Below are 26,919 nucleotides of genomic sequence, written 5' to 3'. Positions count from 1 at the left end.
ACCCAGAGAATCCCACCATAATTGACAGGATTATCGAGATAATTGGGGCTGATCAAGTCAACTACACCGGAAAAACGCGATGTTGTGGCGGACCGTTGCTAGCGATGGATGAGGAAGTTGCAACACGGAAGATGAAAATGTGGCGGGACACCGAGTCGGTTCGGGCATCGAAAACCCATCAGATTCAAGCTGATGCCTGATATCCTGCGTGACGGGACAATTAAAAAGGTGTAGACAGAGACTTATAAACCGGTTCTGGACTGGTGCTCTCGCACTCAGCCCAAAACCGTACCAGAAGTAATTAACGTCTAGAACCGGTAACCGATATTAAACCCGAAGGATTGCTCGGCCAGACTGATCTTCGCCCCGGTGGTGGGGTCGGTCAGCGTTTTCTCCGGCACTTCCATATAGTGCCAGGCCAGGTCCCAGTGGTCATTCAGTACGACGTTCATCCCGACCGTATAGTGGGTTTCGACAATCGCCGGCAGCAACAGGTTATTCCCCGCCTCACTATCGCCAAACGGCGTCTTGGCATAGTTATACCCGGCGCGCAGGGTCACCCGCTCGCTGACATCGTAGGAAAGTCCCAGGGCATAGACCGTCTGATCATCCCAGCCCGGGTCCATCGGGAAAGATCCGCCGGGTCCGGTTACCGACAGCTTGTCCATGGTATCGGACCAGTTAATCCACTTGATATCCGCTGAAACAGTCACTTTCTCGTTCGGACTGTAAGCCATCCCGAGCGCGGCCTGTTGCGGGAAATCGAGATCCAGCTTGTAGGTACCGGCTTCAAAATCACCACCCATCTGCGGATGACTGATATCACCGTCAGCCAACTGATATTCCATCGGACTGAAATGCTGCTTGGATTTGTAGTTAAAGCCTACCGTCAGCTGATCGTTCACGTCATACAACAGTCCTAACCCGAAACCGAGGCCGAAACCACTGGCGCCACGGCCCAGATCAAAGTTAAATCCTTCGGTTGCATGCTCCAGGCTTTGTTTGAATGCAACTGACTGATAATCGATATTCAGGGTCACGCCCACGCTGTAACGCTCATTCACGTTCCAGGCAAAACCGGGAGCCATCTGCCAGAAGGCAACATTACTGTAACCACTCCACTCACCATTCGGTCGCATGGTTGTCTGCGGGTAATCCACGCCCATCCCGGAGGTGCCGTACATCCCGCCACCGAAATAGACCTCGCTGCCCTCGGACGTCGGCGCGGTCCAGCCGATGGCCGGCACACCATAGATATCGACGGCACTGTCCGCCACATCACCCCCCGAGGCGGTGAAATCGACCGAACGGTCCGGCATGAAGGCTTCCATGGAAAAATCGGCCCGGGCACCGACCCGGGCCATACCGGCCGGGTTAGAGACCGCTGTCATGGCACTGCCCGGGTTGGCGGTCACGGCGCCGCCGAGACTCTTCTGGTAAGTTCCGATGCCGATCAGTTGATAACCGTTGGTGGCATGGGCAGAAAAGGAGACAAAAGCGGTCGCCAGGGCAGCGATCCGCAGGGAGTTGCAGGTAGGTTTCATAACAGACTCACTATTTTTTTATTAACAACAACAAGTTACCTCCGTGGCAACTCATAACCGCCCGGCCCGGGCAGCACGCATGGTACCGCAAGATGGATAGTAATTGAAAATATTCTAATAAGCTTACTTATTAGAGGTGGATATAAAGTACCCAAACAGACGAGCTTGACCTGACTGGAACGCTCACTATGAGTTCCATCGGCCGGTCAGACCAGCGCCAGGGGTATAAACAGCAGGGCCTAAAGTACTTCTATACAGTCAATAACAAGAAATACTACGGAGTTAGCTGGCAACCGCGCGAACAGCCATGTAATCAACATATTCACCAATCGGAACAGCTGTTGTTCAGACTCCTCCTCCGTTCAGGACGCATCGGCCCCATCATCATGACAGGCAACCCTGGCAGATAAGGAATCAGAGACAGAACAATTGACAACAGCGGAATGAATTACAGCAAGACAGGCCATCTTCAACTGGTCCGGGAGACGCATTTCAGAATATTCCGGACTTCATGCGAATGGTAACCAGCTTCCAGACAGCTCTGTAATTCTAAAAGTGAGTACAAAAAGATATCTTATACTTGGCGCCTAGGATGGTAGAGCCAGAACATCGTAATGCTTACCAACATCCAGATTTTCGCGGGTTAGCTCAACCCCCATAGCAAGCGGCTCGCTATTAATCTTACGCACAACATATCCGTGATTGTTAAAAAACTCCAATAGTTGCACACGATATTGTTTGTCTGTCTTTTTATAAATCTCGGCTTTAATAACCGGCCTGTATTCACCAACAATATTTTCTATTGCTTTGAGGACATATAGATCATAGCCTTCAGTATCAACCTTAATAAATCGAAGACGCGGCAAATATTCCGCATAATCTTCATGCAATTCTTTGGCAAGATTTACACAGAAAACTTCCTGCTTGAACGGATGACCATGTTTCAAGACAGAGATTCCTTCATGACGCCCGCCATTACAGAATCCTGCATCTGAATACTCGAACTCTATGAAGCTATCTTCATCCGACGCTGCAGCCAGCATAGTATCGATGTTAGCTACATGCGTATTGGCTCGCGCATTTTTTTCCAACACATGGTAAACAAAAGGGTTGGGCTCTAGCGCGAGGACACGGCCATTCTTCCCTGCCGCCATAGCCATGGGCAAAGTTGTATCGCCTGAGTGTGCACCGATATCAAGACAAAAATCACCTTTACCAATATAATGTTTATAGGCATCTACCAGTTCGGTATTTATTTCCTTGATAGATTCTCCGGGATGCAACCATTGAGCATAATGAATGGTGTCATCACCGACAGTGTAGTCGGTAGTTTTGTACCGATAATGCCTGGGTTTTCCCTTGAACCCGAGGACATATATCAGACTCTTGATTTTCATTGCAGTCTCCTTCCAGCTTCCGGGATGCCTGTGAATTAACCCGGTATACAATCAGCTAACCGGGAAATCGAGATTAGCCTATTCCAATACTATACAGGAGGTTGTACTGCGTTTGCTATCGATTGCATAACTGTCAGCAGAGCCTAGATAACCGTCTGTTCGGTAATCCTGCCACAGTTACAGCAGGCCAGGGAATATCCGCATGCGGGCTAAACATTATTGGCTCATGTCAGCAGAGCAACGACCTCGTTAACTTCCTCTCTGGCCTGCTTGACAATTTTCAGGGGATCAATCTTGTTCAAAGCCAGGCGTTCAAACGCAGGAAGACGGTTAAGCGGGGGAGAATCAAGTTTAACCCCTCCGAGTAAGGCGCAATGTAGCTGGGCCACCTGGATAACATCACAATAGTCAGCATACGCTGGCGCACGCTGCCAGTTCTCCCCTTCGCTTGCAACCGTGACCAACTCAGAATCGAATTCCCAGCGTTGCAGGAGACGCTTGCCCATTCCCGGGGTCAACGTTCGCAGCAAGGTTTCCAGTAAATCCGGATTATTCTCAAATGTTTCGCGTTGATCTGCCTGAATCAAAAGCGGCAAAACGCCTATGTCATGTAGCAATCCGGCCAGGAAGGCATAATCCGAATCAAAATTATCCAGATGAGCGCACAGGGTATGTGCAATTGCCCCAACGCGGATACTGTGAATATAAAACTGCCTCATGCGCTTTCTTATATGATTGCGTCGCGGCACATAAAGGTCGCGCAAAACAACGCTCATAACAATTGTATGGATGGTATTAAAACCAATTCGATTGACTGCACCACGGATAGTTTTTATACCGGAGAAACCATAGAGTGAGCTATTGGCAACCTGAACAATACGCGCTGCAATTGCCGGGTCACCCTGCAAAAGCTCGACCACCGTATCTATTGATACCTCGTCTTCATTAAGTCCTTTGTGAATTCGCCTGGCTATTTCAGGCAAACTCGGCAAATCAACTTCATTATGATTAAATAAACGATCAACTTCCCTGATCAGGCTCGAGTCATCATCATCCTGATCATATTCTTCAACCTGGATACCATTATTACGTTTCTCTTTTTTTTGAGTCACATATTTTTTATAAGTATTCTCGTCCAGAGATAACAGTATCGAATTACGGGTACATACAGCATAGAGACCGTGCGTATGAACCCGGAACAGAGACAATTTCGCGCGGTCTGTTCCTTCACTCACCATGCCCATTGGCTTGTTTTCTGCCAATAGTTTGACTTCTCCCTCGATCAGATAAACATGTCTGTCAAGATGCTCATCTGCCAACAGTTTTTTGCCTTTATGCAGACGCTGTATCCTGGCGCTACGCGCAATATCAAGCAGTCCGACATCACCGACATCAACAAGGTCATCCAGGGAAAGCAAAAGCTTGACAACGGTCTTCTCATCCGCCATGTACAACTCACCACAATAATCAGGACAGGAGGGTCTCTGTTATACAGAAATCATAGAATTAACATGGTTAATTATAAACCAATCTGCCTGAAGGCTCCAACCTGTACGTACCAGCAATCTGGCTTTATCGACTATTCAAGGGGGGGGTATGTATTGAGGATAAAAAAATCAACCGACTATTGAGCCTGTGAGCCTGACTGGTCGGTTGATATAGCAACAGCATGCAAATTCGTATTTTGTTACATATCGTTAAGATATGACTTGGCTTCCTCACCCGGATTGGGTAACCCTGAAATACGCCAGGCATTAAGACAACTATGAAACAACTCATGAATCCAGAATTTGTCTTTATCCAGACGGTGGCAGACGCTGTTCATCGCGGGTGCAGCACCGAATTTTTGGAAATAATCTCGCAGACTGTAAATTACCAGCCAATGGTCATCAGTTAATCGTGGAACATTCAGCTGTTGTGCCATCAACCTGGCTACCTCTTCCGTCCACTCCTGTGGATTAACCAACAGGCCGTCTTCATCCAGTTCGGGCATTACAGGATTGTTTATCGCGGCTGTCATAAAGCCCTCCTTGCGGAATTTACCGCCTGACCGCGTGGAATATCGAGTATTTGCTTGTCACAATTCGAGTATAGACAAGAACCACATTTATGCATCCCAAACTCCCGCTTTCAGGCTCAACACCGCATTTTTTATGCCACTTTACTTTTTCAAATCGAGTCTGCCTCTCGGTGTTTGTGATTCACTCGAACCTCCAATTTTATTACGCAGCACATAACTTATGCACCGTTTCGTTATTACGCTATACAACATAGATACAGGTCATAGGATTAATAATAGTACTTCTCGTGACATCTCACTTTTTCAGGCGCCAATTACAGACAAAACTTCCGGCAAGATATATGAATGTATACAGATAATACGCTGTCGACTTTTACCTCGTGTGATATAAATCGAGGCATATTCTCTGACAGAATACCGATCTCCATGAGAAAATATTTACCGGTACTGCAAAAAGTCGTTTCGAGTACATTTTTAATCTTTTCTCGATATCCGACTGTCAGGCATCATAAGGTAAATCTCAAACCACCCTCATCTGCGGAATAATTATTCTCACACCCGCTTAGCGATAGAAAATGCATAACAACACATGCTGAGGAATTATCCAATATGATTTTTCTCACATACTGCGAGCACGTCATAAAAACACAATGCACTATCATGGGTCTTACAGATGAACTCGATATCCCACTCTCCCGGTCAAAAGCCGATATTTTCTATAGACTGTTCCGAAGGGCTATCTTTTGGGTAATCAACCCAGTTTGATATTCGGCGCTGAAACCGAACCGGAAACAGTCCTGTAATTACCCCTGGCATGGTTACTTTTTGTTTTCTGAAACCCTGGCAAACTTGCAACTACAGCGTAGTTATGTCCGACCTCAGCAGGCGATCATTATATTGAGAATTCTGTCATTCAAAATGGCTGATTCTATACCGACTGAGCCTTGTTAGCTTCAGAGCTGTTCCGCAACTTCCAGTCGATCGCGAAGAATATCCAGCAATAACGGATGGGAGCTTATAAGTGGAGTAATAACGTAGTTCAACCGGGGATAATCTTTTACCACGTTGTCACAGATTTTCTGTACATCGCCCCGTGGCCCGGCATGTCGTCCGGGCAGAAAAAACAACATAGCCACAATGATACTATCAACTCCTTGCCCGGCCTGTTCCGCCAACCAGCTCGCCAACAACTCGCCGTTGAAGTCATACTCTTTTCCCTCGCGTCGTTCCATCACTGCCTGACCAACGCTCATTGCATGCTGCTCTTCTAACATTCGGGCAATATGCCGGCGAACTTCAGTTATAGCTGGAGTCGGAGAACCGTGGTCGACCAGCACAACATGATTATCAGATCCACTGCCTTCCGTAGCCTGTCGAATATGATCGGAGACAATTTGCGCAAGACGTGGTTCACCTTCAGGTAAAGGCCAGATGACAGGAGCCACCTTAACTGTGAAATCCGGAAATTCCGCTTGCAGTTCGGACACCTCGTCAGGAATGAACGAAGTAATTGCCCGACTTACCCCGAAAAACAGCGGTACTACCACAAACTCCCGTTCGCCTTGATCAAGTTGCGCACGAAGAAACGCGTGGAACACATCAGCAGGGGTTCCTGCCAGCTCCGCAGCTGAAATAGCATTGGAATGCTGTAGTGAAACCGGATGGATCTTCTTGCCGGTATGCTCACTCAACTGGGCAGCCAGGCAGCGTAGATACAATGTGGCGTCGGGTTGTTTGGAACCATTATCAACAAGCAAGTAAACTGGCATTATTATCTAACCTGTTTATAGACAGACTGTCATATTAACAGTTATGACTACCGAGCAAAGCATTGTTCAAAGCAAAATTGAGCTGATGCAAATTAATTCATATCAACTGTATTGACATTATTTTTATCTGGCTTTACAGGGCAGATTGGCCCTTACGGCGGTTTTAAACCAGAAAGAAAACTCGTACTCCGCATCGGTATTAAAATGTTAGCGCAGATCGCTCTCGACCATGACACTTGAATCAGCAATCGCTACCTACGGCTACCTCGCCATAATTATTGGTGTTTTTGTTGAAGGCGAAGGAATTGTTCTAACAGCCGGCTTCCTCGCTCACCAGGGTTTACTGAAATTAAACTGGGTCATGACCGCCTCGGTATTCGGCTCGATTCTAACCTACCAGTTTTTTTTCCTGCTCGGCCGTCTTAAAGGTCGCCAGGTATTGAGAAACCGGCCGGGCTGGCAATCCAGGGTAGAATGCACTCGCACGCTACTTGAACGACACAACATACTCATTATTCTGGGTTACCGGGGTCTGTTTGGCTTGCGCGCCATAACCCCCTTTGCACTGGGTATGACTAATATCAATTATTTGCGTTTTACCCTGCTGGATCTGATTCCCGCCACGATCTGGGGGATCGGGGTATCCTGGGCCGGCTATGCACTGGGAAAGGGGGCGGAAAAACTGCTCCACAATCTTGAAGATTACCGGCTCTGGATGGCTGGCGCCATGGTCATGGCGGGCATTATAGTCGTCGGCCTCTATGCACGCCATCGGATGCGTTCCTCACAATAACTACAAGGTATCAATAATCATGTTTGACCAGGTTACCGACTCGATATTGGCAATCAGGATATCCTCGGTTGACAGCCGCATAAATTGAACATTATCCCAGTCAGTCACTTCGTAAGCCATAACACAACTCAAGGCTTCACCCAATAATCCCTTGTGGTAAAGCAAGGCACTGGTAATTTCATCATTGAGTGGCAAAGGCTCCAGCAATTTCGGAAGTGGCCGCTGCATCAACAGGTCAAGTGCGGAGAACATCCCCACTGTAAAGAAACTGTCCGCGGGCTTGATACCGGCGGCCTCGGCAAGCAGTTCACACATCTTGGCCCGGGTCATGGCCGTGCGTAGTATTTCTGTCGGACGATCTTCAAGCTGACTGAGCGCCAGCATCGATGCCCAGCTTGAGAGCTTGCGTCGGCCGAGCAGCATTACACCCTGCTGGACCGATTCGACTTTGCGCGGCAGGTTAAAGGCAGCTGAATTGATCATTTTCAAAAGCTTGTAGCTGGTTGTTACATCCGTATTAATTGCTTCTGCAAGATCCTCATTTTCTGAATCAGGATCATGTAATACCGCAAGCAGGTTCATGATCGTCAACCGGTTAGTCGGCAGGCTCTCGGAAGAAATGATCTGAGGCCGGCTCAAAAAGTAACCCTGGAAATACTCAAAACCCAGATTCGAGCAAAAAAGGAACTCCCTGGGCGTTTCAATTTTTTCGGCTAGCAGGCTTGCCTGATATTGTTTCAGGTGTTCAACGTGTTCCTGAACTTCGTCACATGAAAGAGCCTGAATATCGATCTTGATAATATCCGCCAGGTGCAACAATGGAGCATGGGACGGTCTGTACAGGTAGTCATCCAGAGCAATGGTATAACCCGTATTTGATAACCTGGAAACTGCTTCAATAAGCTGGGGCGTCACCTCGACATCTTCGAGTATTTCGAGAATAACAGTGCCCGGCTGAAAGGGAATCCGACTTTCATCGAGTAGAAATTTTTCTGTTAAATTAATTGCCGCCAGTTTGTTCAGAACCAGCCTGTCCAGGCCGATCTCCATAAACGTATTAATAATAGTAGTAGTTGTCGCCTTATCGCCGTCCAGCTTCGCGCCTGCATTATTAACATTGCCCTGGGTACGATAGAGTAACTCATAAGCATAGACATTCAGTTTTCTGTCAAAAATTGGCTGTCGACCAACATAGACATTATGCGGAGTTACGGCGGTGGAACTTTCTACATTGTTGCCCGGCATGCTCTGATTAACCTGTCACATTCTTGTTTTTATGTCGGCTGCCCTCTTAGTATTCAGGCACCATATGATGATGCTAGCATAAATCCGCCAGACAGGATCTATTGTCCCGGCAGCTGTGCCATGACAGCCGATATCTTCACCATTATTGGACAACCTGTTGCTATGGATATAATCAGCAGCGTGTCTGTTATGCCGCTCTTATCCATCTACCCGAAACAGACTCACGGAGACTCTGGAGTAAGAAAGGGATTTTCCCTTACTATAACCGGCAAGACTATAATAACCGGGGCTAAATCCCGACAAATATACTAGGGTAAAAAGTGAGCCACACCGCAGCAATACTGGCAAGCCTAAGACGGCAGATTTCTCCGGGTCTGTTCTTGCTGCTTTATTTCGCCTATGTCACACCTCTCTATGCACAGACAAATGAGCTCAGCCGTTTTGTCGATACCCCCCTCGAAGAACCGATTACTCATCCCGACTGGTTCAAGCTCAGCTTTCTTGATCTTTACGACGACATTGACGAGGCAGCAGCCAGTGGCAAAGACGGGCTGATAGTCTACTTTGGCCAGGAATACTGCCCCTATTGCAAGGCGCATATGGAGATAAACTGGGGCAACCCGAATATTGTCAAATATACGCGGGACAAATTTGACGTAGTTGGTATCGACGTAAAAGGTTCTCGCAATATCACCACAGTCGATGGTCGTGTCTACGAGGAAAAGGCCTTCTCGGTAAAACAGAAAACCAACTTTACGCCTTCTTTGCTGTTTTACAATAATGAAAAAGAAAACGTCCTCAAGCTGCAAGGCTATCATCCACCCTACAAGTTTCGCGCCGCGCTGGAATATGTCAGCGACCAACATTATGAAAAAGAGACGTTTCGCGAATACCTTTCCCGAGGGGAAATGGCGGAAAGTTTTGGCAAAGACAACCTCAATCATCATAAAGCATTTATGCCAGAACCCTACCTGCTTGATCGTAGCAAAATTTCGGCCAATAGGCCCCTGGTCGTGTTTTTCGAACATACTCGCTGTCATGCCTGTGATGTCCTGCATGCAGGCCCCCTGAACAGTGAAGTTATTGCGGCTGATTTAAAAAAAATGGATGTTGTACAGGTTGATATGCGGTCTGAAACCAGACTCATTACGCCGGACGGTCGCAAGATAACCGCACATCAATGGGCCAGGGAACTTGATCTATACTATGCGCCAACCATCATTTTCTTCGATCAACAGGGCAAAGAAATTATTCGTATCAACTCGGTTGTCTGGTTATATCGCCTCAAAAATGTACTCGAATATGTTATATCTGGCGTCCATAAAAAATATGAAACATACCAGCTATGGCGACAACACACAGGCAGACAAAAGGCGGGGATGGAGTAAGCAGGGCAATCGTATATATTTCCGGGTTACTTTCTGATACCCGAAGAATATTTTATCCTGATAACTGCAATTACCTGACTTTTCAGGCCTGGTAATTACCCCCTCTCACACCGGCATCTTTCAAAAGCAGGACTATGATACGACGTCAGGCGGGATAAGCTGTTTTGCTCTGCCTCGTTCAACCAGGGAGCAAGCTGGTTGCTTGTGTTGCCCGATTGATCAAATCGCCCGCCATCCTATCTCCGATATTGTAAAAGGAATTGGCTGGTCTTTGACTACCCAGGCAGAAAGACACAAATACCGTCTAATTTGCCACCCGGCAATATCTGCCATCATCGCCTTGCCGTGTTTTATCTTGGCCTGGACCAGGAAGCCAGAGGGGATCAAAAAAAAAGATTTCCGTTAACGCGGCTTCATGAATCTGACACCCCGATATAAAGTCAGCTATATGAGAGCGCACCAGTCGCTCTTATGCGCAATGTACACATTTATTAACGACCTGTGTATCCGCTTTACCGGCAGGTCGTACAACGGTTATTGTGTCCGAATGAAAATATTATGGTCTGGCGGGGCGGAATACATGGCATCACCAGCTCGTTCCTGCGGCTGTAGCGACAGGCAACTGGCTGACAATTTAATCCATTACCTGTAGTGCGGGTCTTGTTGATCTATATCACCATCCGCTTCCTGCACCCGATATTGAAGCCTCCCTCATGGAGGGCTGCATCGACAGGGTTTGCAGGAGGGATAGTTTTGTACTATATAACTACTTCCTGTGCGAGATCTTGTCTTCCCTTTAAAGGGTCCGTTAGACTGTGGTGTAATTCATGGAGCCCTCTCTCGGCACCAGAAAATGTCAAAGGTCCTTCAGCCGATCTTACTATGGCTCATCAGTAACTAACCCGCCCGGTTATGGGACATGGCAAATGTCAGAACCATCTCGAATCAAACACCCCGGGAAAATGCTTCGGTCGCCACTTTGGGCAATTGTCGCCAGCATTCTGTTTGTCGCTGCTGTGCTTGTTTTGTTGAACTACTTCGGCGTCGATCAACAGGTGATACGTCTGTTGAGATGGTTTGAGGCCCAGGGAGTATGGATATCGCTGCTCTTTATTCTGATCATGGCGGGAGTGGTCCTGCTGCTGCTACCAGGTATATTGTTTACCATCGGCGCCGGCTTTGCCTTTGGCATTGTGGAGGGCTCTGTTTACGTGGTGGTTGGCACAACACTCGGCGCAACTCTGGCATTTTTGATTGCACGCTATCTATTCGGCCCGCGCGCCAAACAGTTCATCCTGTCCCACTCCCGGCTTCGGCTGGTAAACGAGGAAATAAAACCCCATGGCTGGAAGATCGTGTTGCTTACCCGGTTGATCCCGTTCTTTCCCAGCAAACTCTCCAACTATTTTTTTGGCCTGACTTCCTTTTCCCTGCGCGGTTATGTCGGTGGTTCACTGCTGGGATTCATTCCCTTTTCCGTCCACAATGTTTATCTTGGTTCCATCGCCGCCGACCTGTCCAGCCTGGGCGTACATCAGGTAGGCCGCTCCCCCCTGCAATGGAGCCTGTATGCGGCCGGCTTTATTGCCGCGGTGGTGGCGGTCATCACCCTGAGCCGCCTGGCGCAACGGGCGCTGGCCCGCTATGAGGAACAGGGAGATATCATCGAGGAGGAACTGTTATGAGCTGGATGAAATGGCTACCCTGGCGCTTCATTCTTCGCTATGTAGCGCGCAAACAGGGGTTTCTCGACCCCATCACCCTGTTGTCGCGGCTGCACAGCTTTGCTCAGCCCTCCGAGGTCGCCGAGCCTATCGAACTTCTGCGCGCAGGCGTCATTTTCCACGCCCGCGGCCTGATCAACAGCCGGGTCATTCAACACAATCTGGACTGGGTGTGGCCCTACTGGATCGAACGCCAGTTTGATCCTACCGATGTGTCATTTATCCCGCGCGCCTTTTCCTTCACCCACATCAATCTCAGCCATCGCAACTGGACCGCTATCGGTTATCCGGACTGCCCGGAACTGCCGATTGTTGATCCGCGTGGACTGCTGACGCCCCTGCTTGATGGCTGGTCCCTGGACGCCTGGCTCCTGACGGAGGACGGTCGAGCTCTACTACCTTCCAGAGATCCGGATTGTCGTCAACAACAAGAAATGGAAGCGGGGGTCTGCATTACCACCGATAGCCGGATAAAGGGCCAGATCCTGTCCAGCCGGGCCTGGGTAGAGATCGAGTCCGGCATCCCGGTCTGCAAGCTGCGTCTGCAGGCTCGCACTGATACCCCGGCTTCACTCGTGCTGGCGCTTCGCCCGTATAACCCTGAAGGGATCAGTTTCATCAATAATGTCAGCCTGTCGCCGACGCGCGATGTCTGGACCATTGACGACAAACACGAGGTGAGATTCAGCCGACCCGCCGCACGGCATCATGTTGCCGATTATCGCAGCGGAGATGTGTATATCCACCTGAAGGATCGCGAGGATCAGTTCGAAGGCGGCTGTGATGTGGGGATGGTCACAGCCGCGGCGCTGTTTCCGTGCCCCGCCGACGAGACGAGCGAAATTACCGCCAGCATCCCGCTGGCGAGCAAACCGGACGAACGGTTCGCCGGCAATGCCTGGCATGATATCCATGATGATCATTGTCAGCTTTCCTGCCCGGAGTCGCGCTATCAGTTTCTCTACGATGCCGCGATCACATCACTTATTCTGCATTCACCCGACGATGTCTATCCCGGGCCTTACACCTACAAACGTTTCTGGTTTCGCGATGCCGCCTTCATTATTCATGCCCTGCTCTGTAGCGGGCTGACCCGGCGCGCCGAACGCGCCCTGGCGCGCTTTCCGTCTCGCCAGACAGGACGCGGCTATTTCCGCTCCCAGGAGGGCGAATGGGATTCCAACGGCCAGGTATTATGGATCCTGCAACGCTTCTTTGCCCTGACCAACCGCCAGCCCTCACTGGAATGGCACGATCCGATTGCACAAGGCGCGCGCTGGATTGAGCGCAAGCGACTCGATGACGATCCGCAAACGCCCCATACCGGACTACTGCCGGCAGGGTTCAGCGCTGAACACCTGGGACCCAACGACTATTACTACTGGGATGATTTCTGGGGGATCGCCGGCTTGCGCGCCGCAGCGGCCATGTTCGCGGAGACGGACCCCGATCGCAGTGCGGATTTCGTAACGGGTGCCAACGATTTTGCCACTGCAGTGGATCGTAGCCTGGTCGCCTGCACGCAACGTCTGGCCCGTGCAGCCATGCCGGCCTCGCCCTATCGCCGGCTGGATGCGGGAGCCATCGGTTCGCTGGCAGCAGGTTATCCGCTGCAACTCTGTGCGCCGGACGATCCCCGGCTACTCGATACGGTCGAGTTTCTGTATGACCACTGTTTTGTCAGGGGCACGTTCTATCAGGACATGACCCATTCCGGTCTCAACGCCTACCTGACCCTGCATGTCGCCCAGGTGATGTTGCGTGCCGGCGATCCCCGTTACCTTGAACTGATGGATGCAGTAGCCGATCTGGCCTCACCGACCGGACAGTGGCCCGAAGCCTGCCATCCTCTGACCGGCGGTGGCTGCATGGGCGACGGGCATCATGTGTGGGCCTCTGCTGAATGGCTGCTGATGATCCGCAACTGTTTTGTGCGCGAAGAGGCGGAACATCTTATCCTGGTCAGCGGCATTCCGCAGCGCTGGCTGGAACAGACCACGCCCATCCGCTTCGGGCCGGCGCCGACCCGCTTTGGTACTGTGTCGATCACCCTCACCCCGGATCCCGGCAAAGCACCGCGCATTGAGTGGCAGGGCGACTGGCACGGTGAGATCCCCCCCATAGAGATCCGGCTGCCCGGCTTTGTCGCGCTCGAGACCACCAGCGGCAGGGGCTCCGAAGTACTCGTCAAAAAGGAAACGTGACATATGAACATTCTCATCCTCACCAATACCTTTAGCCCGCATGTGGGCGGTGTGGCCCGCTCCGTGGAGGCCTTCGCCGAGGAATACCGCAAGCAGGAGCATGAGGTGCTGATCGTGGCGCCCGAATTTCCCGGTGCAGAGGAAAACGAAGCCGGCGTGATACGCATTCCCGCGATTCAGAACTTCAACGCCAGTGATTTTTCCGTGGTTCTGCCGGTCCATCCTCAACTCAGCCGCCGACTCGATGAATTTCAGCCGGATATCGTCCACTCCCAGCACCCTTTCCTGCTCGGTATGAGCGCCGTGCGAATCGCGCGCCGCCGGCGTTTGCCTCTGGTCTTTACCCATCACACTCTGTACGAACAATATACTCACTATGTGCCCGGTGACTCCCCGGCTCTCAAGCGATTCGTGATCGAGCTGGCTACCCGTTACGCGAACCTCGCCGACCAGGTTTTTGCTCCCAGTGAAAGCATCCGTGATCTGCTGCAGCAACGGGGTGTCACCTCGCCGATTACCGTGGTGCCGACCGGCGTCTATCTGGAACAGTTTGCGCGGGGCGACGGCCCCGGCTTTCGTGAACAGCTGGGGATTCCCGCACAGGCATTTGTAGTAGGCCATCTGGGTCGTCTGGCGCCGGAGAAGAATCTGCCGTTCCTGACCCGCGCCGTCGCCCGCTTCGCCGCTGATCATCCAGAGGTTCATTTTCTGGTGATCGGCACCGGACCTTCCGAACAGCGCATGCGGGAGATTTTCACCCGGACCGGACTCGACGATCGCCTGCATATCACCGGTATCCTGCAACAGCCTGCACTGACCGATGCCCTGCACGCCATGGATCTGTTCGCCTTCGCCTCCCTCAGCGAAACGCAGGGTATGGTGCTGACCGAAGCCATGGCCGCCGGCTTGCCCGTTATCGCCCTGGATGCGAGCGGGGCGCGGGAGGTAGTCCGGGACCAACAAAACGGTCGCCTGCTCCAGACACAATCGATCCCGGCCTTCAGCGCGGCCCTGCAGTGGGCGGCCAATCTTGCCCCTGATGCGTTCCAGGATCTGAAAAACACGGCACTCAGGACCGCCGATTCCTTTTCCATGTCCCGTTCGGCGGACAAGGCGCTGAGCTGTTACGCCTCACTCGAACCCGGCTCCCATGCGGATCAGGACAATAGCTGGCAGGAGGCGATGACCGCCATCAAGACCGAGTGGAATATCCTGAAAAGTATGGCCAACGCCGGCGAGGCGGCCTTGCAGACCGACCTGTTTTCCGGCAAGGAGAAGTGATGGCCAGGGAACCCGAAAGCCACCCGGGGCACGATGCATCAGTGACTCGCCACAATCCCGACAGGTGAAAGTTCCATGCTCGGACGAATAGAGTCTTTTCTGCGACGCCTGCGTCGCAATCTCAGTCGTAGTGTCTGGCTGGCGCGCCTGTTGCGCCTGCCAGTCTCAGAGGGAACACCTACGCGGGCGGGGCTCATCATGCTCCAGATCGACGGCCTCTCGCATCCGGAATTCGAGCGCGCCCTGGAGCGCGGCGAGATGCCGTTTTTACAACGCCTGATCCGCCGTGAGCATTACCGACTTCATAGCCACTATTCGGGCCTGCCATCGACAACTCCCGCGGTTCAGGCGGAACTCTTCTATGGCATCAAATCCGCGGTGCCGGCGTTTTCCTTCCGGGATCACTCGCACGAAGTCGTTCGCATGTACGAACCGGAGGCGGCGGCCCGGGTCGAGGCCCGGCTTGCGGCCCACGGTAACCAGGCATTGCTGAAAGATGGCAGTGTCTACATGGACAACTTTACCGGGGGCGCCGCAGAATCGCATTTTTGTCCCGCATCGCTGGGCTGGGGCCCGGCACTACGCGCGGCCAACCCGCTAGTGCTGTTGGTATTTCTGATCAGTAATTTCTACAGTTTTATTCGCGTTGCGGTCCTGCTACTGCTGGAATTGGGGCTGTCACTGGTGGACTTTGTCCGGGGCATTTTCGGCGGCTATGCCTTCATCAAGGAACTGAAATTCATCCCGACCCGGGTCGCCATCACTATCCTGATGCGCGAATTGTCAGTGATCGGAGGCAAGATCGATATCAGCCGCGGCCTGCCCATCATCCATATCAACTTCACCGGTTATGACGAACAGTCCCATCGCCGGGGACCCCGATCGCTGTTTGCCCACTGGACACTGAAAGGCATCGACGACGCCCTTGTGCGGTTATGGCGCGCGGCCCATCGTTCTGCCTGGCGGCACTACGATGTCTGGATCTATTCCGATCATGGACAGGCTGCCGTGCGCTCCTATTCGTATGTTCAGGGCTATAGCCTGCAAGCGGCGGTGACCGGCGCCTGTGAAAAATGGGGCACCACAATGCAGGTGCGTCACACCGGTACGGAGGGGATCCAGACCCAGCGGGTGCGTTTTCTGGGCGGTGGAAAAATCCAGCGTCTGTTCTCGGTCTTCAGCCGCAATGATGAGGAGAACAGGGAGCATCAACCGGTAGTCACCTCACTCGGTCCCGTCGGCCATATCTATCTTGCCCCGGAACTGAGCAACGAAGGGCGCGATTTCATCGCCCGGGAACTGGCGCAAACACACCAGGTACCACTGGTACTCAGTGTATTATCGAAAGGGACGCTACACGCTCGCACCGCTAATGGAGAATACCGGTTGCCACGGGACCGGGCCATCCTGTTCGGGGCCCGGCACCCTTTTCTCGATGAAATCGGCGAGGACCTGTCACGGCTCTGCGAGCATCCCGAGGCCGGCGATATTGTGGTACTGGGCTGGCGCGAAGGTGTCTCCCCGCTAAGCTTTGCCATAGAAAACGGGGCCCATGCCGGCGCCATGCCCGAGGAGACCCACGGCTTTGCACTGCTGCCAGAGGACGCCCCCCTGGCGGTTCGCAAATCCGAATATCTGCGCCCCGGAGATCTGCGTGACGCGGCATTGCGTCATCTGGAAAAGACAAACCCGCCATCCCGGACCCGGAGTGCGTCCAGCCACGACCTGAAAAAGGATGTGCTACGGGTCATGACCTACAACGTGCACAGTTGTGTCGGCATGGATGGCAAGCTCGATGCCAAACGCATTGCCCGCGTCATTGCCCGAACCCGCCCGGATGTGGTCGCCCTGCAGGAGCTGGATGTGGGCCGTGCGCGCAGTCAGGGCATGGATCAGGCACATCTGATTGCCCGCTACCTGAAAATGGACTTCCATTTTCACCCCGCTGTTCACGTCGAGGAAGAGCGCTATGGCGACGCCATTCTGACCCATCTGCCCCATCGCCTGATCAAGACGGGCATCCTGCCCGGGCTCGGCGACAAACCTTATCTTGAACCCCGCGGTGCGCTCTGGATCAGCGTCGAACTGAACGGACGGAATATCCAGATCCTCAATACCCACCTGGGCCTCAGTCAGCGCGAGCGGCTCGTCCAGATCGAGGCTTTGCTGAGCGAGGAGTGGCTGGGGAATGAACAGTGTCATGATCCGGTGATTTTGTGCGGCGACTTCAACGCCTCGCCCTCCTCAACCGTATGCCGTCGACTGGAAAATCGCCTCCATGACGTCCAGATCGAAGCACAAGGACACACCCCCCAAAAAACCTTCCCTACCCGCTTCCCCAGTCTGCGTCTTGACCACATCTTTACCAGTCATGATCTGGACATCACTCATATCGAAATTCCCGATTCACAACTGGTCCGCACGGCCTCCGATCATCTCCCGCTGGTGGCAGAGATACGCGTTGGCGTCCCACGACCGGATGAGCCCGGTCGCAAGACCGGTTCAACGCGAAGTACAGCGCAACACACCAAAAACGGCCATCGCACCTGACCATCATTGCCTCGCTGCCGTTTTATCATACAAGTTACACTGTATCCGGTTTCAACGGACCGTTTCATTGCTATATTGATTAGAGTGGTTTTCTGAGCCTGCATCTCTGCCCCGACGCTTCTGATCATCGCACTATAAACAACCCGGTCACCTGGATACGAACAGATAATTATCAGTCCTACCCTATTCCTGTTTTTCGCCATGTTAATCGTGGTGACGATCGTCTACCCCTGGCCGACAAACTGCGCATCCCGTTCAGTGCTCTGCTGCTACTTATCGGCCTGCTCACAGCCGGGCTAATCAGCATCGCCGGATTTGATACCGGACTGCGCTGGCATCACTTCAAAGAGATCGTTTTTAATATATTCTTGCCGGTTTTGATATTTGAATCGGCGCTAAACATCAACAGCCGTGCATTATTGAGAAACCTGGGCCCGATTCTTCTGCTGGCGGTTCCGATCATGTTGATCTCCACACTGATCATCGCAACCGTTCTGTATTTTGGTATCAATCATCCAGGCTTTCGGTGGCTTGCTGCCCTGATTTGCGGCGCCCTGCTCTCCGCAACGGACCCTGTCACCGTTATCGACATATTCAAACACTTCAAAATTGGCGAGCGCTTGATCACTTTTCTGGAAGGCGAAAGCCTGTTTAACGATGCCATCGTGATCGTATTATTCGGGCTTTTATTGTCTATGGCTATCGAGCCCACGCAACAACTGGCGTGGCATTCACCTGTGTTATCGTTCTTCTATGCTCTCCTTGGCGGCATTATCACCGGCCTGATAACCGGATTTATATCTATACCCACTTACCGCTGGCTACGCAACAATCAGCTGGTATTTACCGGCGCCAGCCTTGCACTGGTCTATTTAACCTTCGTCGCCGCCGAGTAATGGCTGCATGTATCCGGCGTTATGGCCGTTCTGACCTATGGAATATGCCTTGGCCGGGAGACCGGCAACCAGGAAGCATTGGCCCATCACGCATTATTGACTATCTGGCATTTTTTCGCGTTCATCGCCAACGCCTTCGTATTTATGCTGGTCGGCCTGACCATCACCACGAGAATGTTCAGCGACATGTGGCTGGCTATGTTGCTCGGCATCCTGGCGGTATTGCTGGCCCGTGCCATCGGGATCTATGGCACCCTGCCCTGGCTGGGCAGGCTATCGGTTATCCCGTCCATATCGCAAAAAGAATACTTTGTGGTTTACTGGGGCGGGTTGCGGGGTGCCGTGGCCGTGGCCCTGGTGCTGTCACTGCCGCTTGAGCTGGATGCCTGGTACACGATTCAATCCATCACCTACGGCGTTGTGGTCTTTTCCATATTCATTCAGGCGCCGGCCCTGCACCTGATACTGAACCGCCTGATAATAAAAACGGACGGGCCTACCCGGTACAAAGCTATATAAGTAACAAAGGATATAGTTACTTTCTGAACCCGGTGACGATCAGAGGTTGCTGATTCCGCCATCTCTATCAGGCAGGTATGAGTGAAGAGGTAGGGGGCGAGGTGCTCTGCTTGCTCTCTTTCTCCCGCTAAGGGACTAATTCATTTGCGCGACTGTCCAGTCGATCAGCTCGGCCGCCAGCGCATCACTGGCCCGCCCGAAGGCGTCGACCACCGCCGGGACCTGTTCGCCTTCCACAGCCTCCCGGGCGGCAAAGCGCCGCGTCGCGATAATCCGCTTGCCGCTGACCTCGACCAGGTGGGCATCCAGGCGAATGCGCACCTCCGGGACACCCGTCGCATATTCGACCTGGAATGCGCGCAGTGTCCCGCCGAGCTCGACATCGGCCCGCAGTTGTTCCCGCCCGCTGCTCAGCCGGGTAATACGCCCGTCATTAGCAAATGCCTCCAGCAAGTGATCCCGCCATAATGCCGGCGCCGGCGAACTCCAGCGGACATTCGGATAAACATTCAGCTGGTGACCCTGCGGTACGGCCACGATCCGCGTGGTGCTCAAAAGCTCATTGGCCGAGGGACGCTGAACACGTAAGGAGAGTTCTCTGTGTTCAGCGCCACTATCCTCCACCCTGGAGGGCGGCAACCGGTAAATATCCTGGGGCGCCGGTTCGGGAATGATGTTGCAGGCACTCAGGCCCGCTATCACGAGAACTCCCAGCCCGATCAGCCTGCCCCCTTGCACCAATGATCTCATGGTTGAAACTCCCTGACAGGTTCACGACTGAGCAGATAGCCGCCCGGATTTCGATCGAAACGCTCCACCGCCTTGCGAACGGCGGCCGTGGAACGGCGCAGCTCATTGAGTGCCGGGCCGAGATCGTCCAGCCCCTGCATGCCCTCCGCCAGCGCCGCCTCGTTCTCGCGCAGTAATCGATCGATCCGCGTACTGGCCCGCGAGAGGTTCTCGACCCCCTGGCGCATTGCCTCGCTCTGGCCGGCCAGGGTCCCGGTAAACCGGTCGAGGTTCTCAAGGCTGCGCGTCAGATGGGCGGTATTCTCTTTGGACAGCAGGCGATTGCTGTTCTCCAGCAGCCGCGAGGCATCGTTGAGGATTTCTGTCAGCGCCTCGCTCAGCCGGCCAATTTGCGACGCCCTTGCCGTGATTTGCGGCACGCCGTCATCGGCCCGCTCCAGCGGCGGACTCTGCGCCGATCCGCCAAGCAACTGGATCTCGCTGGCGCCGGTGAGATTGGCCAGAACCAACTCGGCCAGGGTGTCCTGGCGGACCGGCGTGCTGGCGCTCACTCTGACGCGGGCGATGACCTGCCGCGGATCGTCCGGATCGAGCCGGATCCGTTCAACCCGTCCCACCGGAACCCCGTTATACAGAACGCGGTTGCCGTTCGACAGGCCGGTGACCGCCTGGTGAAAAACGATATCGTAGAGCGTGGTTTCGCTCTTCTCGGTCGGACCGCCTCCGGCCAGCCACAGCACGAACCACATACCGCCCGCGATCACCGCCATGGTGAACAGGCCAATCAGTATATGGTGGGCACGGGTTTCCATCTAACTATCCTCGTCGGTGGTTTGGACGGCCTGTTGCGCGGCACGACCGCGCGGGCCATGAAAATAGTCCTGCACCCAGCTATCCGGGGTCGCGGCCACCTCCTCGAGGGTGCCGGTAACCCGTACGCGTTTGTCGGCTAACACCGCCACCCGGTCGCAGACAGCATGCAGCGTATCAAGATCGTGTGTCACCAGGAACACGCTGAACCCGAAAGCGTCGCGCAGGGTTAATAATAACCGGTCGAAGGCCGCCGCACCGATGGGATCGAGCCCGCTGCTGGGTTCGTCAAGAAACAGTAACGGGGGATCCAGCGCCAGGGCGCGTGCCAGGGCCGCGCGCTTGACCATGCCGCCGGAGAGCTCGGCGGGAAAGCGGAGTCCGGCCTCCGGCGCCAGGCCGACCAATGCCAGCTTGACCCAGGCCAGCGACTCGGCCTGGGAACGGTTCAGCCCGGCATGTTCGACCAGCGGCACGGCGATGTTTTCAAGGACCGACAACGACGAGAACAGCGCCCCTTTTTGAAACAGCACTCCGCTGCGGCATATCAGCCGCGCCCGGTCCATCTCGTACAGGGCATACAGATCCTCGCCCAGAAAATGGACCGTCCCGGCGGCCGGTTGCAGCAGTCCCACGAGGTTGCGCAACAATACCGACTTGCCGGTGCCGCTGCCACCCACCACACCGAGAATCTCGCCGCGATAGAGATCCAGATCCAGCCCGTCATGCACCACCTGCTCGCCAAAGCGGTTCACCAGTCCCCGGACCTGCACCAGCGCTTCACGCCCCGTGCTGTCACTCGCCTGACTCACCAGCCCGCCTCCATGAAATACAGGGCCGCCACGGCATCGAGCAGGATCACGATGAAGATCGACTGCACCACACTCGAGGTCGTATGCAACCCGACCGACTCGGCGCTGGCGCCGGACTTGAAGCCCTCGAGGCAGCCGATCAGGCCGATGATAAAAGCGAACAGCGGCGCCTTGGAGAGGCCGACCCAGAAGTGTTGCAGGGGCACCGCATTGACGATCTCCATATAACGGGAGACAGAAATATCCAGTGACAGGAGCGACACCAGCCCGCCGCCGGCCAACCCGGAGACCACGGCAATAAATGTCAGCAGGGGCAGGCTCACCATCAACGCCAGTATCCGGGGCAATACCAGCAACTCGATCGGATCCAGCCCCTGCACGCGCAGAGCATCAAGCTCCTCGTTGGCCTTCATCGAACCGATCTGCGCGGTGAAGGCGCTGGCGGTCCGCCCGGCCAGCATGATCGCCGTAAGCAAAACGCCAAACTCGCGCATGAATGAATAGGTCACCAGATCCACCGTATAGATGGTCAGCCCGAGATCGACCAGCACCGTGGCGCCCAGCAGAGCCACGACCGCCCCGACCAGGAAGGTCAGCAAGGCGACGATGGGCACGGCATTGAAGCCGATCTGTTCGATGTGACTGACCAGCGGCGTGAGGCGCCAGCGCCGCGGTCGCGGCAACACCCTCAGGAAGGTCAGCAACGTTCGCCCCATAAAATCGAGCAACGTCAGCAGATCCCGACCGATGATCAGGCTCGCGCGTCCGATGCGTGCCGTCACATCGCCAAAGACATAGCGGTTTTGGCGGGTACCCAGAACCGGATGCAACAACGCATCGCAGACGGTCAGCAACAGCTCGCGGCGTTCCGGGGTCAGCCCCGGCACGGACTCCGGCAGAGCCTGGGTCCGTTCGGCCCCCAGCAACCGGACCAGCAACGTGGCCCCGGCCGAGTCCATCTCACCAACCCCCTGAAGATCCAGTCGCACCGGCGTCGCGTTATCCAGGGTCAGTTTTCCCACCGACCGACTTAACGCCGTGTAATGCAGCAGCGTCCAGTTGCCGGTGAGGATCAGCGCGACGCCCTCCGGCCCGGCTTCCTGGCGCACCTGCCCCGGCGCGGACGCGGTCATCTCCGCCACCACTATCCACTCAGCCGGTAGCGGTAGCGGCACCGGAATCGGGAACCTGAAACCGCCGGTTGTTCACACATGCTCATGTCCGGGATCGCATCCTGTTCGCTAATAGCCCGAAGTGTACTGTGATATCACTGTACCACCACAACTGCCCTTCGGGCAGTTCAGGACCGAGGGACGAGTTACGAGGGACAAGGAAGAGCCGTAGGAGCGCCTCCGGCGCGACAGGCCGTGCGGTCGGTCCGCACGTTCTCTCCACAGGCGTCCTTCGGACGCAGGACCGAGTTACGAGGGACGAGGTCTTGTAGGAGGGGCTTTCAGCCGCGACCCATCACCATCATTCGGGATAGACAGGACCCATCGCGGCGCAGCCGCTCCCCCGATCGAGGAGACAGGTTTTGATCTTCCTCGTTACTCGTCCCGCGTACCTCGTCCCTGCCCGAAGGGCTAGGCGGCACTCAAATCCACATCCTTCAACGGCACCTGACGAATCCGCTTGCCGGTGGCGGCGAAAATGGCGTTGAGTACCGCTGGCGCGGCGACAGCGATGGTCGGCTCGCCGATCCCGCCCCAGAAACCGCCGGAGGGCATAACGATCGTCTCCACTTCCGGCATCTCATCCATCAGCAGCGACGGGAAGTCATGGAAGTTGGTTTGCTCGACGCCGCCGTCCTTGATGGTGCACTCGCCGTAGAGCAGGGCTGACAGACCATAGACGAACGAGCCTTCCACCTGTGCCTCGATCTGTTGCGGGTTGACGGCGTAGCCGGGATCGGTGGCGGCGACGATGCGATGGATCGTTAACTTGCCCTCGTCATCCACCGACACTTCCGCGCAGGCGGCCACATAGCTGCCGAAGGTCTTGACCACCGCCAGACCACGATGCACCCCGTCACTGGCCGGTTTGCCCCAGCCAGCCTTTTCGGCCACGGCATCAAGCACCGCCCGGCTTTTGGGCTGATCGCGCATCAGGCTGCGACGAAATTCGAGCGGGTCCTTGCCCGCGGCATGGGCCAGTTCATCCACAAAGCATTCCATATATATCGCATTCTGGTTGATGTTCACCCCGCGCCAGAAACCCGGCGGCACCGGCGGGTTGCGCATGGCGTGCTCTACCAGCAAGTTGGGTACCGTGTAGCTGATGGCGTGATCGCCCTCGGGATGGAAGCCCTGGAAAGTGACCGGATCCATACCATCCTGTAGCCCGTCAGGCATCACCGTGGCGAGGATCGACTGGCCCGAGATGCGCACGTTCAGCCCGCTCAGGTTGCCGTCCTCGTCCAGGCCGCCGACCAGCCTGCAGTGAGTGATGGGATGATAGTGGCCGTGGGCCATATCCTCCTCGCGGCTCCAGAACAACTTGACCGGGGTGCCCGGCAGTTGTCTGGCGATGCTCACCGCCTGGGTGACAAAGTCGTGAAACGCGCCGCGCCGGCCGAAACCGCCGCCCAGGTGGATCTTGTACACCTCGCATTTGTCCACCGGTAACCCGGCCGCATCCACGACCGCCTTCAAAGCCGCCTCGCCGTTTTGCGTGGGGCACCAGACCTCGCACTTGTCTTTGGTCCACAACGCGGTGGCGTTCATCGGCTCCATGGTGGCGTGGTTCTGGTAAGGATAGCGATAGGTCGCCTCAACGGTTTTCGCCGCGCCCTGCAATGCCTTGTTCACATCACCGGCTTTGTTACCGACAAACACATCCTTGTCGGAACTCAGCCCCTCTTCGAGCATTTTGTCGATGGCAGCGCTGTCGAGTTTGGCATTCGGCCCGTGATCCCAGCTGATCGGCAGCGCCTGCAGGGCTTTGTTTGCCTGCCACCAGGTATCGGCCACCACGGCGACAGCATCCTCACCCACGCGTACCACCTTGCGCACGCCGGGCATATCGGTCACCTTTTTCTCATCGAACGATTTGAGCTTGCCGCCGAAAGTCGGACACGCCTTGATCGCCGCGTTGAGCATGCCAGGCAATTGCAGATCGGCCCCGAAGATCTGCTTGCCGTTGAGCTTGTCGTCGGTATCCAGACGCGGCATCGGCTTGCCAATGATTTCCCACTCGTCCGGGTTTTTCAGTTCCACATGCTGGGGCGGGAAGAGCTCGGCCGCCGCTTCGGCGACCTGGCCGTAGGTGACCGTACGCCCGCTGGGCTGGTGCGTGATCACGCTGTTGGCCGCGCGGCATTCGCCTTTGGGCACCTCCCAGCGTTCGGCTGCCGCCTGCAGCAGCATCTCGCGCGCCACGGCTCCGCCCTTGCGCACATAGCGATGGCTGTCACGGATGCCGCGGCTGCCGCCGGTGGAAAAGCTGCCCCAGACCCGATCCCGCGCGCGATTCTCGCCAGGGGTCGGGTATTCGGTGATGATCCTGTCCCAGTCACATTCCAGCTCCTCGGCCACCAGTTGCGCCAGGCCGGTCAGAGTCCCCTGCCCCATTTCGGAGCGGGCGATACGGATAATTACCGTGTCATCGGGCTGGATCACCACCCAGGCGCCGATCTCGGGGTAGCCTTCGGAAGGCAGTTCGTCCCACTCGCCGGCCACGGCCGTGGCACTCATCGGCAGATAGAGCCCGAGAGAAAAGCCCACACCCAGCCCGGCCGCGCGGCTGCTGGTGATCAGAAACTCGCGCCGCGAGACGTTCAGCGTTTCGGTTTTCATGACGCCCTCCCACGCTTGTTGATGTCGGCAGCCAGATGAATCCCGCGCCGCACCCGGTTGAATGTCCCGCAACGGCAAATGTTGGTAACCTGCTTATCGATCTCCTCGTCGCCGGGCTCGGGGTTATTGTTCAGCAGCGCCGCTGCAGCCATGATCATCCCCGGCTGGCAGTAACCGCACTGCGGCACATCCAGCTCCTTCCATGCCTGTTGCAACGGATGGCTGTTATCTTCCGAGAGCCCCTCGATGGTGACGATCTTTTTGTTGGCATCCATGGAGGAGACCTCCACCGTACAGGAACGCACCGCCTCACCATCCACATGCACAGTGCAGGAGCCGCACAGGCCGATGCCGCAGGCATACTTGGTGCCGGTCAGCCCCAGCTGCTCACGCAATACCCAGAGCAGTGGCGTCGAGTCATCGACTTCCACCTCGACCGTCTCACCGTTGATATTCAATGTCGCCATGCGAAGTCCTCCGAAAAACCTGCAGAAAGTCTAGACGGAGCCGGCGGGCTTCACAATGGGGTTTGGGCGTAGTTTTTGTGGGAAAAGAAAGATTGCAGAATAACTTAATAGTGAGCCAGTGGAAGCGACCCACGGGCGCGACTGCCGAATCCAGCACCGTCGCGGTCGAAGCCCGCTCCCACAGGAATTGTGGCGAGTTGGCAGTCAAAGTTTAACTGCATTCATCACTCGTCAAACTGAACGGGTGCGGTGGTTATAACTTATGCTTGATACCGATACCTGGCGATGTCCTCACAGAACAAATTATTTCTAGCTGCGCGCGGAATCACCCTTACTCATATACAGATTTGATTGATGACTGTTATGAACAAATGTCGATTCGGCGAGGATCACTGGATTTTTCACCGCATGCCTCAGCGACTTACGGCGATTAAACGGATTGCTCACTTGCCACAACCACCTCGTGCATTTCCAGCTTGCCTTCACCGTCGAACGCCTCCTTTGGCATGGGATTGCTGTGGGCCAGTTTGAAATCTTCACTGCCCACCCAGGCCTCAAACGCGTCTCTGTCCTGCCAGGTAGTCAGCACCACATAGGGTGTCTCGTCACTCTGTGGCCGGAGGATTTCCATGCGCACAAAGCCCGCTTGCTGATCAATCTGGCCGGCCCGCTGGCGAAATCGTTCCTCGAATGTCTCCTCCCAGCCGGGAGCGACGGGTACGCGATTGGCAACAATAAACATGATGTCAGCTCCCGTTATCTCACTCTGTTGAACACAAAAACGAAAGAATAGTAACAGATGATAACAAGTCATGATGGTCAGCCCTCTCTCATCTGGTACTGATCGCGGTCATCACAAACAGCCTGGTATCCTTCCCGTGGCCAGGCAAATCCCTGACCCGGGGAAAGTTTTCAATCATAACTGTACTGCAAATACCACATTTTAAGGCAGCGGG

At 54.6% G+C, this 26,919-nt stretch carries 19 protein-coding genes and 2 pseudogenes; 8 read left to right on the top strand and 13 right to left on the bottom strand.

The genetic code is table 11. The features are described from left to right. Window positions 1-200: pseudogene (locus R6U90_RS11345) on the top strand (hypothetical protein); the annotation flags it as partial. A 108-nt stretch (window positions 201-308) separates the two neighbouring features. Here R6U90_RS11345 and R6U90_RS11340 read toward each other — a convergent pair. From R6U90_RS11340 to R6U90_RS11320, 5 genes are all read right to left on the bottom strand, one after another. Further along, a complete protein-coding gene (locus R6U90_RS11340) occupies window positions 309-1,544 on the bottom strand; it encodes an OmpP1/FadL family transporter (RefSeq protein ID WP_410352805.1) in 1,236 nt (411 codons plus the stop codon). A 587-nt stretch (window positions 1,545-2,131) separates the two neighbouring features. Then, the gene (locus R6U90_RS11335; protein ID WP_410352804.1) at window positions 2,132-2,941 is read right to left on the bottom strand and encodes an FkbM family methyltransferase; all 810 of its coding nucleotides are present in this window, start codon (window positions 2,939-2,941) and stop codon (window positions 2,132-2,134) included. 224 nt (window positions 2,942-3,165) lie between these two features. Next, entirely contained in the window at window positions 3,166-4,389 is a 1,224-nt protein-coding gene (locus tag R6U90_RS11330) for an HDOD domain-containing protein (RefSeq protein WP_410352803.1), read from the bottom strand. A 239-nt stretch (window positions 4,390-4,628) separates the two neighbouring features. Then, entirely contained in the window at window positions 4,629-4,961 is a 333-nt protein-coding gene (locus R6U90_RS11325; RefSeq protein WP_410352802.1) for a TusE/DsrC/DsvC family sulfur relay protein, read from the bottom strand. Window positions 4,962-5,914: 953 nt separating this feature from the next. After that, window positions 5,915-6,730: a sirohydrochlorin chelatase gene (locus R6U90_RS11320; protein WP_410352801.1), complete on the bottom strand. Its 816-nt coding sequence runs from the start codon at window positions 6,728-6,730 to the stop codon at window positions 5,915-5,917. 229 nt (window positions 6,731-6,959) lie between these two features. Between R6U90_RS11320 and R6U90_RS11315 the strand changes: the two genes are divergently transcribed. Beyond that, window positions 6,960-7,523, top strand: a complete 564-nt coding sequence (locus R6U90_RS11315; RefSeq protein WP_410352800.1) for a DedA family protein — start codon at window positions 6,960-6,962, stop codon at window positions 7,521-7,523. On the opposite strand, the gene R6U90_RS11310 is transcribed toward R6U90_RS11315, so the two are convergent. Next, complete coding sequence (locus tag R6U90_RS11310) at window positions 7,524-8,768, bottom strand: EAL and HDOD domain-containing protein (RefSeq protein ID WP_410352799.1); 1,245 nt, start codon at window positions 8,766-8,768, stop codon at window positions 7,524-7,526. Window positions 8,769-9,088: 320 nt separating this feature from the next. Here R6U90_RS11310 and R6U90_RS11305 point away from each other — a divergent pair, with 320 nt between their 5' ends. The 6 genes and pseudogenes from R6U90_RS11305 (at window position 9,089) to R6U90_RS11280 (ending at window position 19,330) form a co-directional block, all read left to right on the top strand. Further along, on the top strand, window positions 9,089-10,156 hold the full coding sequence (locus tag R6U90_RS11305) for a thioredoxin family protein (protein WP_410352798.1): 1,068 nt from the start codon (window positions 9,089-9,091) through the stop codon (window positions 10,154-10,156). A 926-nt stretch (window positions 10,157-11,082) separates the two neighbouring features. Continuing rightward, window positions 11,083-11,841, top strand: a complete 759-nt coding sequence (locus R6U90_RS11300) for a TVP38/TMEM64 family protein (protein ID WP_410352797.1) — start codon at window positions 11,083-11,085, stop codon at window positions 11,839-11,841. Continuing rightward, window positions 11,838-14,084 carry a hypothetical protein gene (locus R6U90_RS11295; protein WP_410352796.1) on the top strand — a complete coding sequence of 749 codons (2,247 nt, stop codon included), beginning with the start codon at window positions 11,838-11,840 and terminating at the stop codon, window positions 14,082-14,084. Before R6U90_RS11300 ends, R6U90_RS11295 begins: the two co-directional genes overlap by 4 nt. 3 nt (window positions 14,085-14,087) lie before the next feature. Continuing rightward, window positions 14,088-15,365 (top strand): glycosyltransferase, encoded by a 1,278-nt coding sequence (locus R6U90_RS11290; protein WP_410352795.1) that lies wholly within the window; start codon window positions 14,088-14,090, stop codon window positions 15,363-15,365. A 75-nt stretch (window positions 15,366-15,440) separates the two neighbouring features. Further along, window positions 15,441-17,915 carry an endonuclease/exonuclease/phosphatase family protein gene (locus R6U90_RS11285; RefSeq protein WP_410352794.1) on the top strand — a complete coding sequence of 825 codons (2,475 nt, stop codon included), beginning with the start codon at window positions 15,441-15,443 and terminating at the stop codon, window positions 17,913-17,915. Between the two features lie 92 nt (window positions 17,916-18,007). Next, window positions 18,008-19,330 (top strand): annotated as a pseudogene (locus R6U90_RS11280) (cation:proton antiporter). Window positions 19,331-19,465: 135 nt separating this feature from the next. Here the strand turns inward: R6U90_RS11280 and R6U90_RS11275 are convergent. The 7 genes from R6U90_RS11275 to R6U90_RS11245 form a co-directional block, all read right to left on the bottom strand. Continuing rightward, window positions 19,466-20,080 carry an ABC-type transport auxiliary lipoprotein family protein gene (locus R6U90_RS11275; protein WP_410352793.1) on the bottom strand — a complete coding sequence of 205 codons (615 nt, stop codon included), beginning with the start codon at window positions 20,078-20,080 and terminating at the stop codon, window positions 19,466-19,468. Next, a complete protein-coding gene (locus tag R6U90_RS11270) occupies window positions 20,077-20,892 on the bottom strand; it encodes an MlaD family protein (RefSeq protein WP_410352792.1) in 816 nt (271 codons plus the stop codon). Before R6U90_RS11270 ends, R6U90_RS11275 begins: the two co-directional genes overlap by 4 nt. Continuing rightward, window positions 20,893-21,702, bottom strand: coding sequence for an ABC transporter ATP-binding protein (locus tag R6U90_RS11265; protein ID WP_410352791.1), 810 nt, complete (start codon window positions 21,700-21,702; stop codon window positions 20,893-20,895). It lies immediately after the preceding gene. Further along, on the bottom strand, window positions 21,699-22,835 hold the full coding sequence (locus R6U90_RS11260) for an MlaE family ABC transporter permease (RefSeq protein ID WP_410352790.1): 1,137 nt from the start codon (window positions 22,833-22,835) through the stop codon (window positions 21,699-21,701). Before R6U90_RS11260 ends, R6U90_RS11265 begins: the two co-directional genes overlap by 4 nt. Before the next feature lie 450 nt (window positions 22,836-23,285). Next, complete coding sequence (locus R6U90_RS11255) at window positions 23,286-25,496, bottom strand: molybdopterin cofactor-binding domain-containing protein (RefSeq protein WP_410352789.1); 2,211 nt, start codon at window positions 25,494-25,496, stop codon at window positions 23,286-23,288. Beyond that, the gene (locus R6U90_RS11250; RefSeq protein ID WP_410352788.1) at window positions 25,493-25,963 is read right to left on the bottom strand and encodes a (2Fe-2S)-binding protein; all 471 of its coding nucleotides are present in this window, start codon (window positions 25,961-25,963) and stop codon (window positions 25,493-25,495) included. The genes R6U90_RS11255 and R6U90_RS11250 overlap by 4 nt, the downstream gene beginning before the upstream one ends. A gap of 430 nt (window positions 25,964-26,393) precedes the next feature. Continuing rightward, window positions 26,394-26,705, bottom strand: a complete 312-nt coding sequence (locus tag R6U90_RS11245) for an antibiotic biosynthesis monooxygenase family protein (RefSeq protein ID WP_410352787.1) — start codon at window positions 26,703-26,705, stop codon at window positions 26,394-26,396. Window positions 26,706-26,919 lie beyond the last annotated feature (214 nt).

The sequence above is a fragment of the Thiohalophilus sp. genome (genome assembly GCF_046483665.1).
GTDB lineage: Bacteria > Pseudomonadota > Gammaproteobacteria > UBA6429 > Thiohalophilaceae > Thiohalophilus.
This window is presented reverse-complemented; position numbering and strand designations above follow the sequence as displayed.

Excerpts from the sequence above, each read along its gene's own strand:
- R6U90_RS11340 (WP_410352805.1), bottom strand. The coding sequence starts at position 1,544 with ATGAAACCTACCTGCAACTCCCTGCGGATCGCTGCCCTGGCGACCGCT.
- R6U90_RS11335 (WP_410352804.1), bottom strand. The coding sequence starts at position 2,941 with ATGAAAATCAAGAGTCTGATATATGTCCTCGGGTTCAAGGGAAAACCC.
- R6U90_RS11330 (WP_410352803.1), bottom strand. The coding sequence starts at position 4,389 with ATGGCGGATGAGAAGACCGTTGTCAAGCTTTTGCTTTCCCTGGATGAC.
- R6U90_RS11325 (WP_410352802.1), bottom strand. The coding sequence starts at position 4,961 with ATGACAGCCGCGATAAACAATCCTGTAATGCCCGAACTGGATGAAGAC.
- R6U90_RS11320 (WP_410352801.1), bottom strand. The coding sequence starts at position 6,730 with ATGCCAGTTTACTTGCTTGTTGATAATGGTTCCAAACAACCCGACGCC.
- R6U90_RS11315 (WP_410352800.1), top strand. The coding sequence starts at position 6,960 with ATGACACTTGAATCAGCAATCGCTACCTACGGCTACCTCGCCATAATT.
- R6U90_RS11310 (WP_410352799.1), bottom strand. The coding sequence starts at position 8,768 with ATGCCGGGCAACAATGTAGAAAGTTCCACCGCCGTAACTCCGCATAAT.
- R6U90_RS11300 (WP_410352797.1), top strand. The coding sequence starts at position 11,083 with ATGTCAGAACCATCTCGAATCAAACACCCCGGGAAAATGCTTCGGTCG.
- R6U90_RS11295 (WP_410352796.1), top strand. The coding sequence starts at position 11,838 with ATGAGCTGGATGAAATGGCTACCCTGGCGCTTCATTCTTCGCTATGTA.
- R6U90_RS11290 (WP_410352795.1), top strand. The coding sequence starts at position 14,088 with ATGAACATTCTCATCCTCACCAATACCTTTAGCCCGCATGTGGGCGGT.
- R6U90_RS11285 (WP_410352794.1), top strand. The coding sequence starts at position 15,441 with ATGCTCGGACGAATAGAGTCTTTTCTGCGACGCCTGCGTCGCAATCTC.
- R6U90_RS11275 (WP_410352793.1), bottom strand. The coding sequence starts at position 20,080 with ATGAGATCATTGGTGCAAGGGGGCAGGCTGATCGGGCTGGGAGTTCTC.
- R6U90_RS11270 (WP_410352792.1), bottom strand. The coding sequence starts at position 20,892 with ATGGAAACCCGTGCCCACCATATACTGATTGGCCTGTTCACCATGGCG.
- R6U90_RS11260 (WP_410352790.1), bottom strand. The coding sequence starts at position 22,835 with ATGACCGCGTCCGCGCCGGGGCAGGTGCGCCAGGAAGCCGGGCCGGAG.
- R6U90_RS11255 (WP_410352789.1), bottom strand. The coding sequence starts at position 25,496 with ATGAAAACCGAAACGCTGAACGTCTCGCGGCGCGAGTTTCTGATCACC.
- R6U90_RS11250 (WP_410352788.1), bottom strand. The coding sequence starts at position 25,963 with ATGGCGACATTGAATATCAACGGTGAGACGGTCGAGGTGGAAGTCGAT.
- R6U90_RS11245 (WP_410352787.1), bottom strand. The coding sequence starts at position 26,705 with ATGTTTATTGTTGCCAATCGCGTACCCGTCGCTCCCGGCTGGGAGGAG.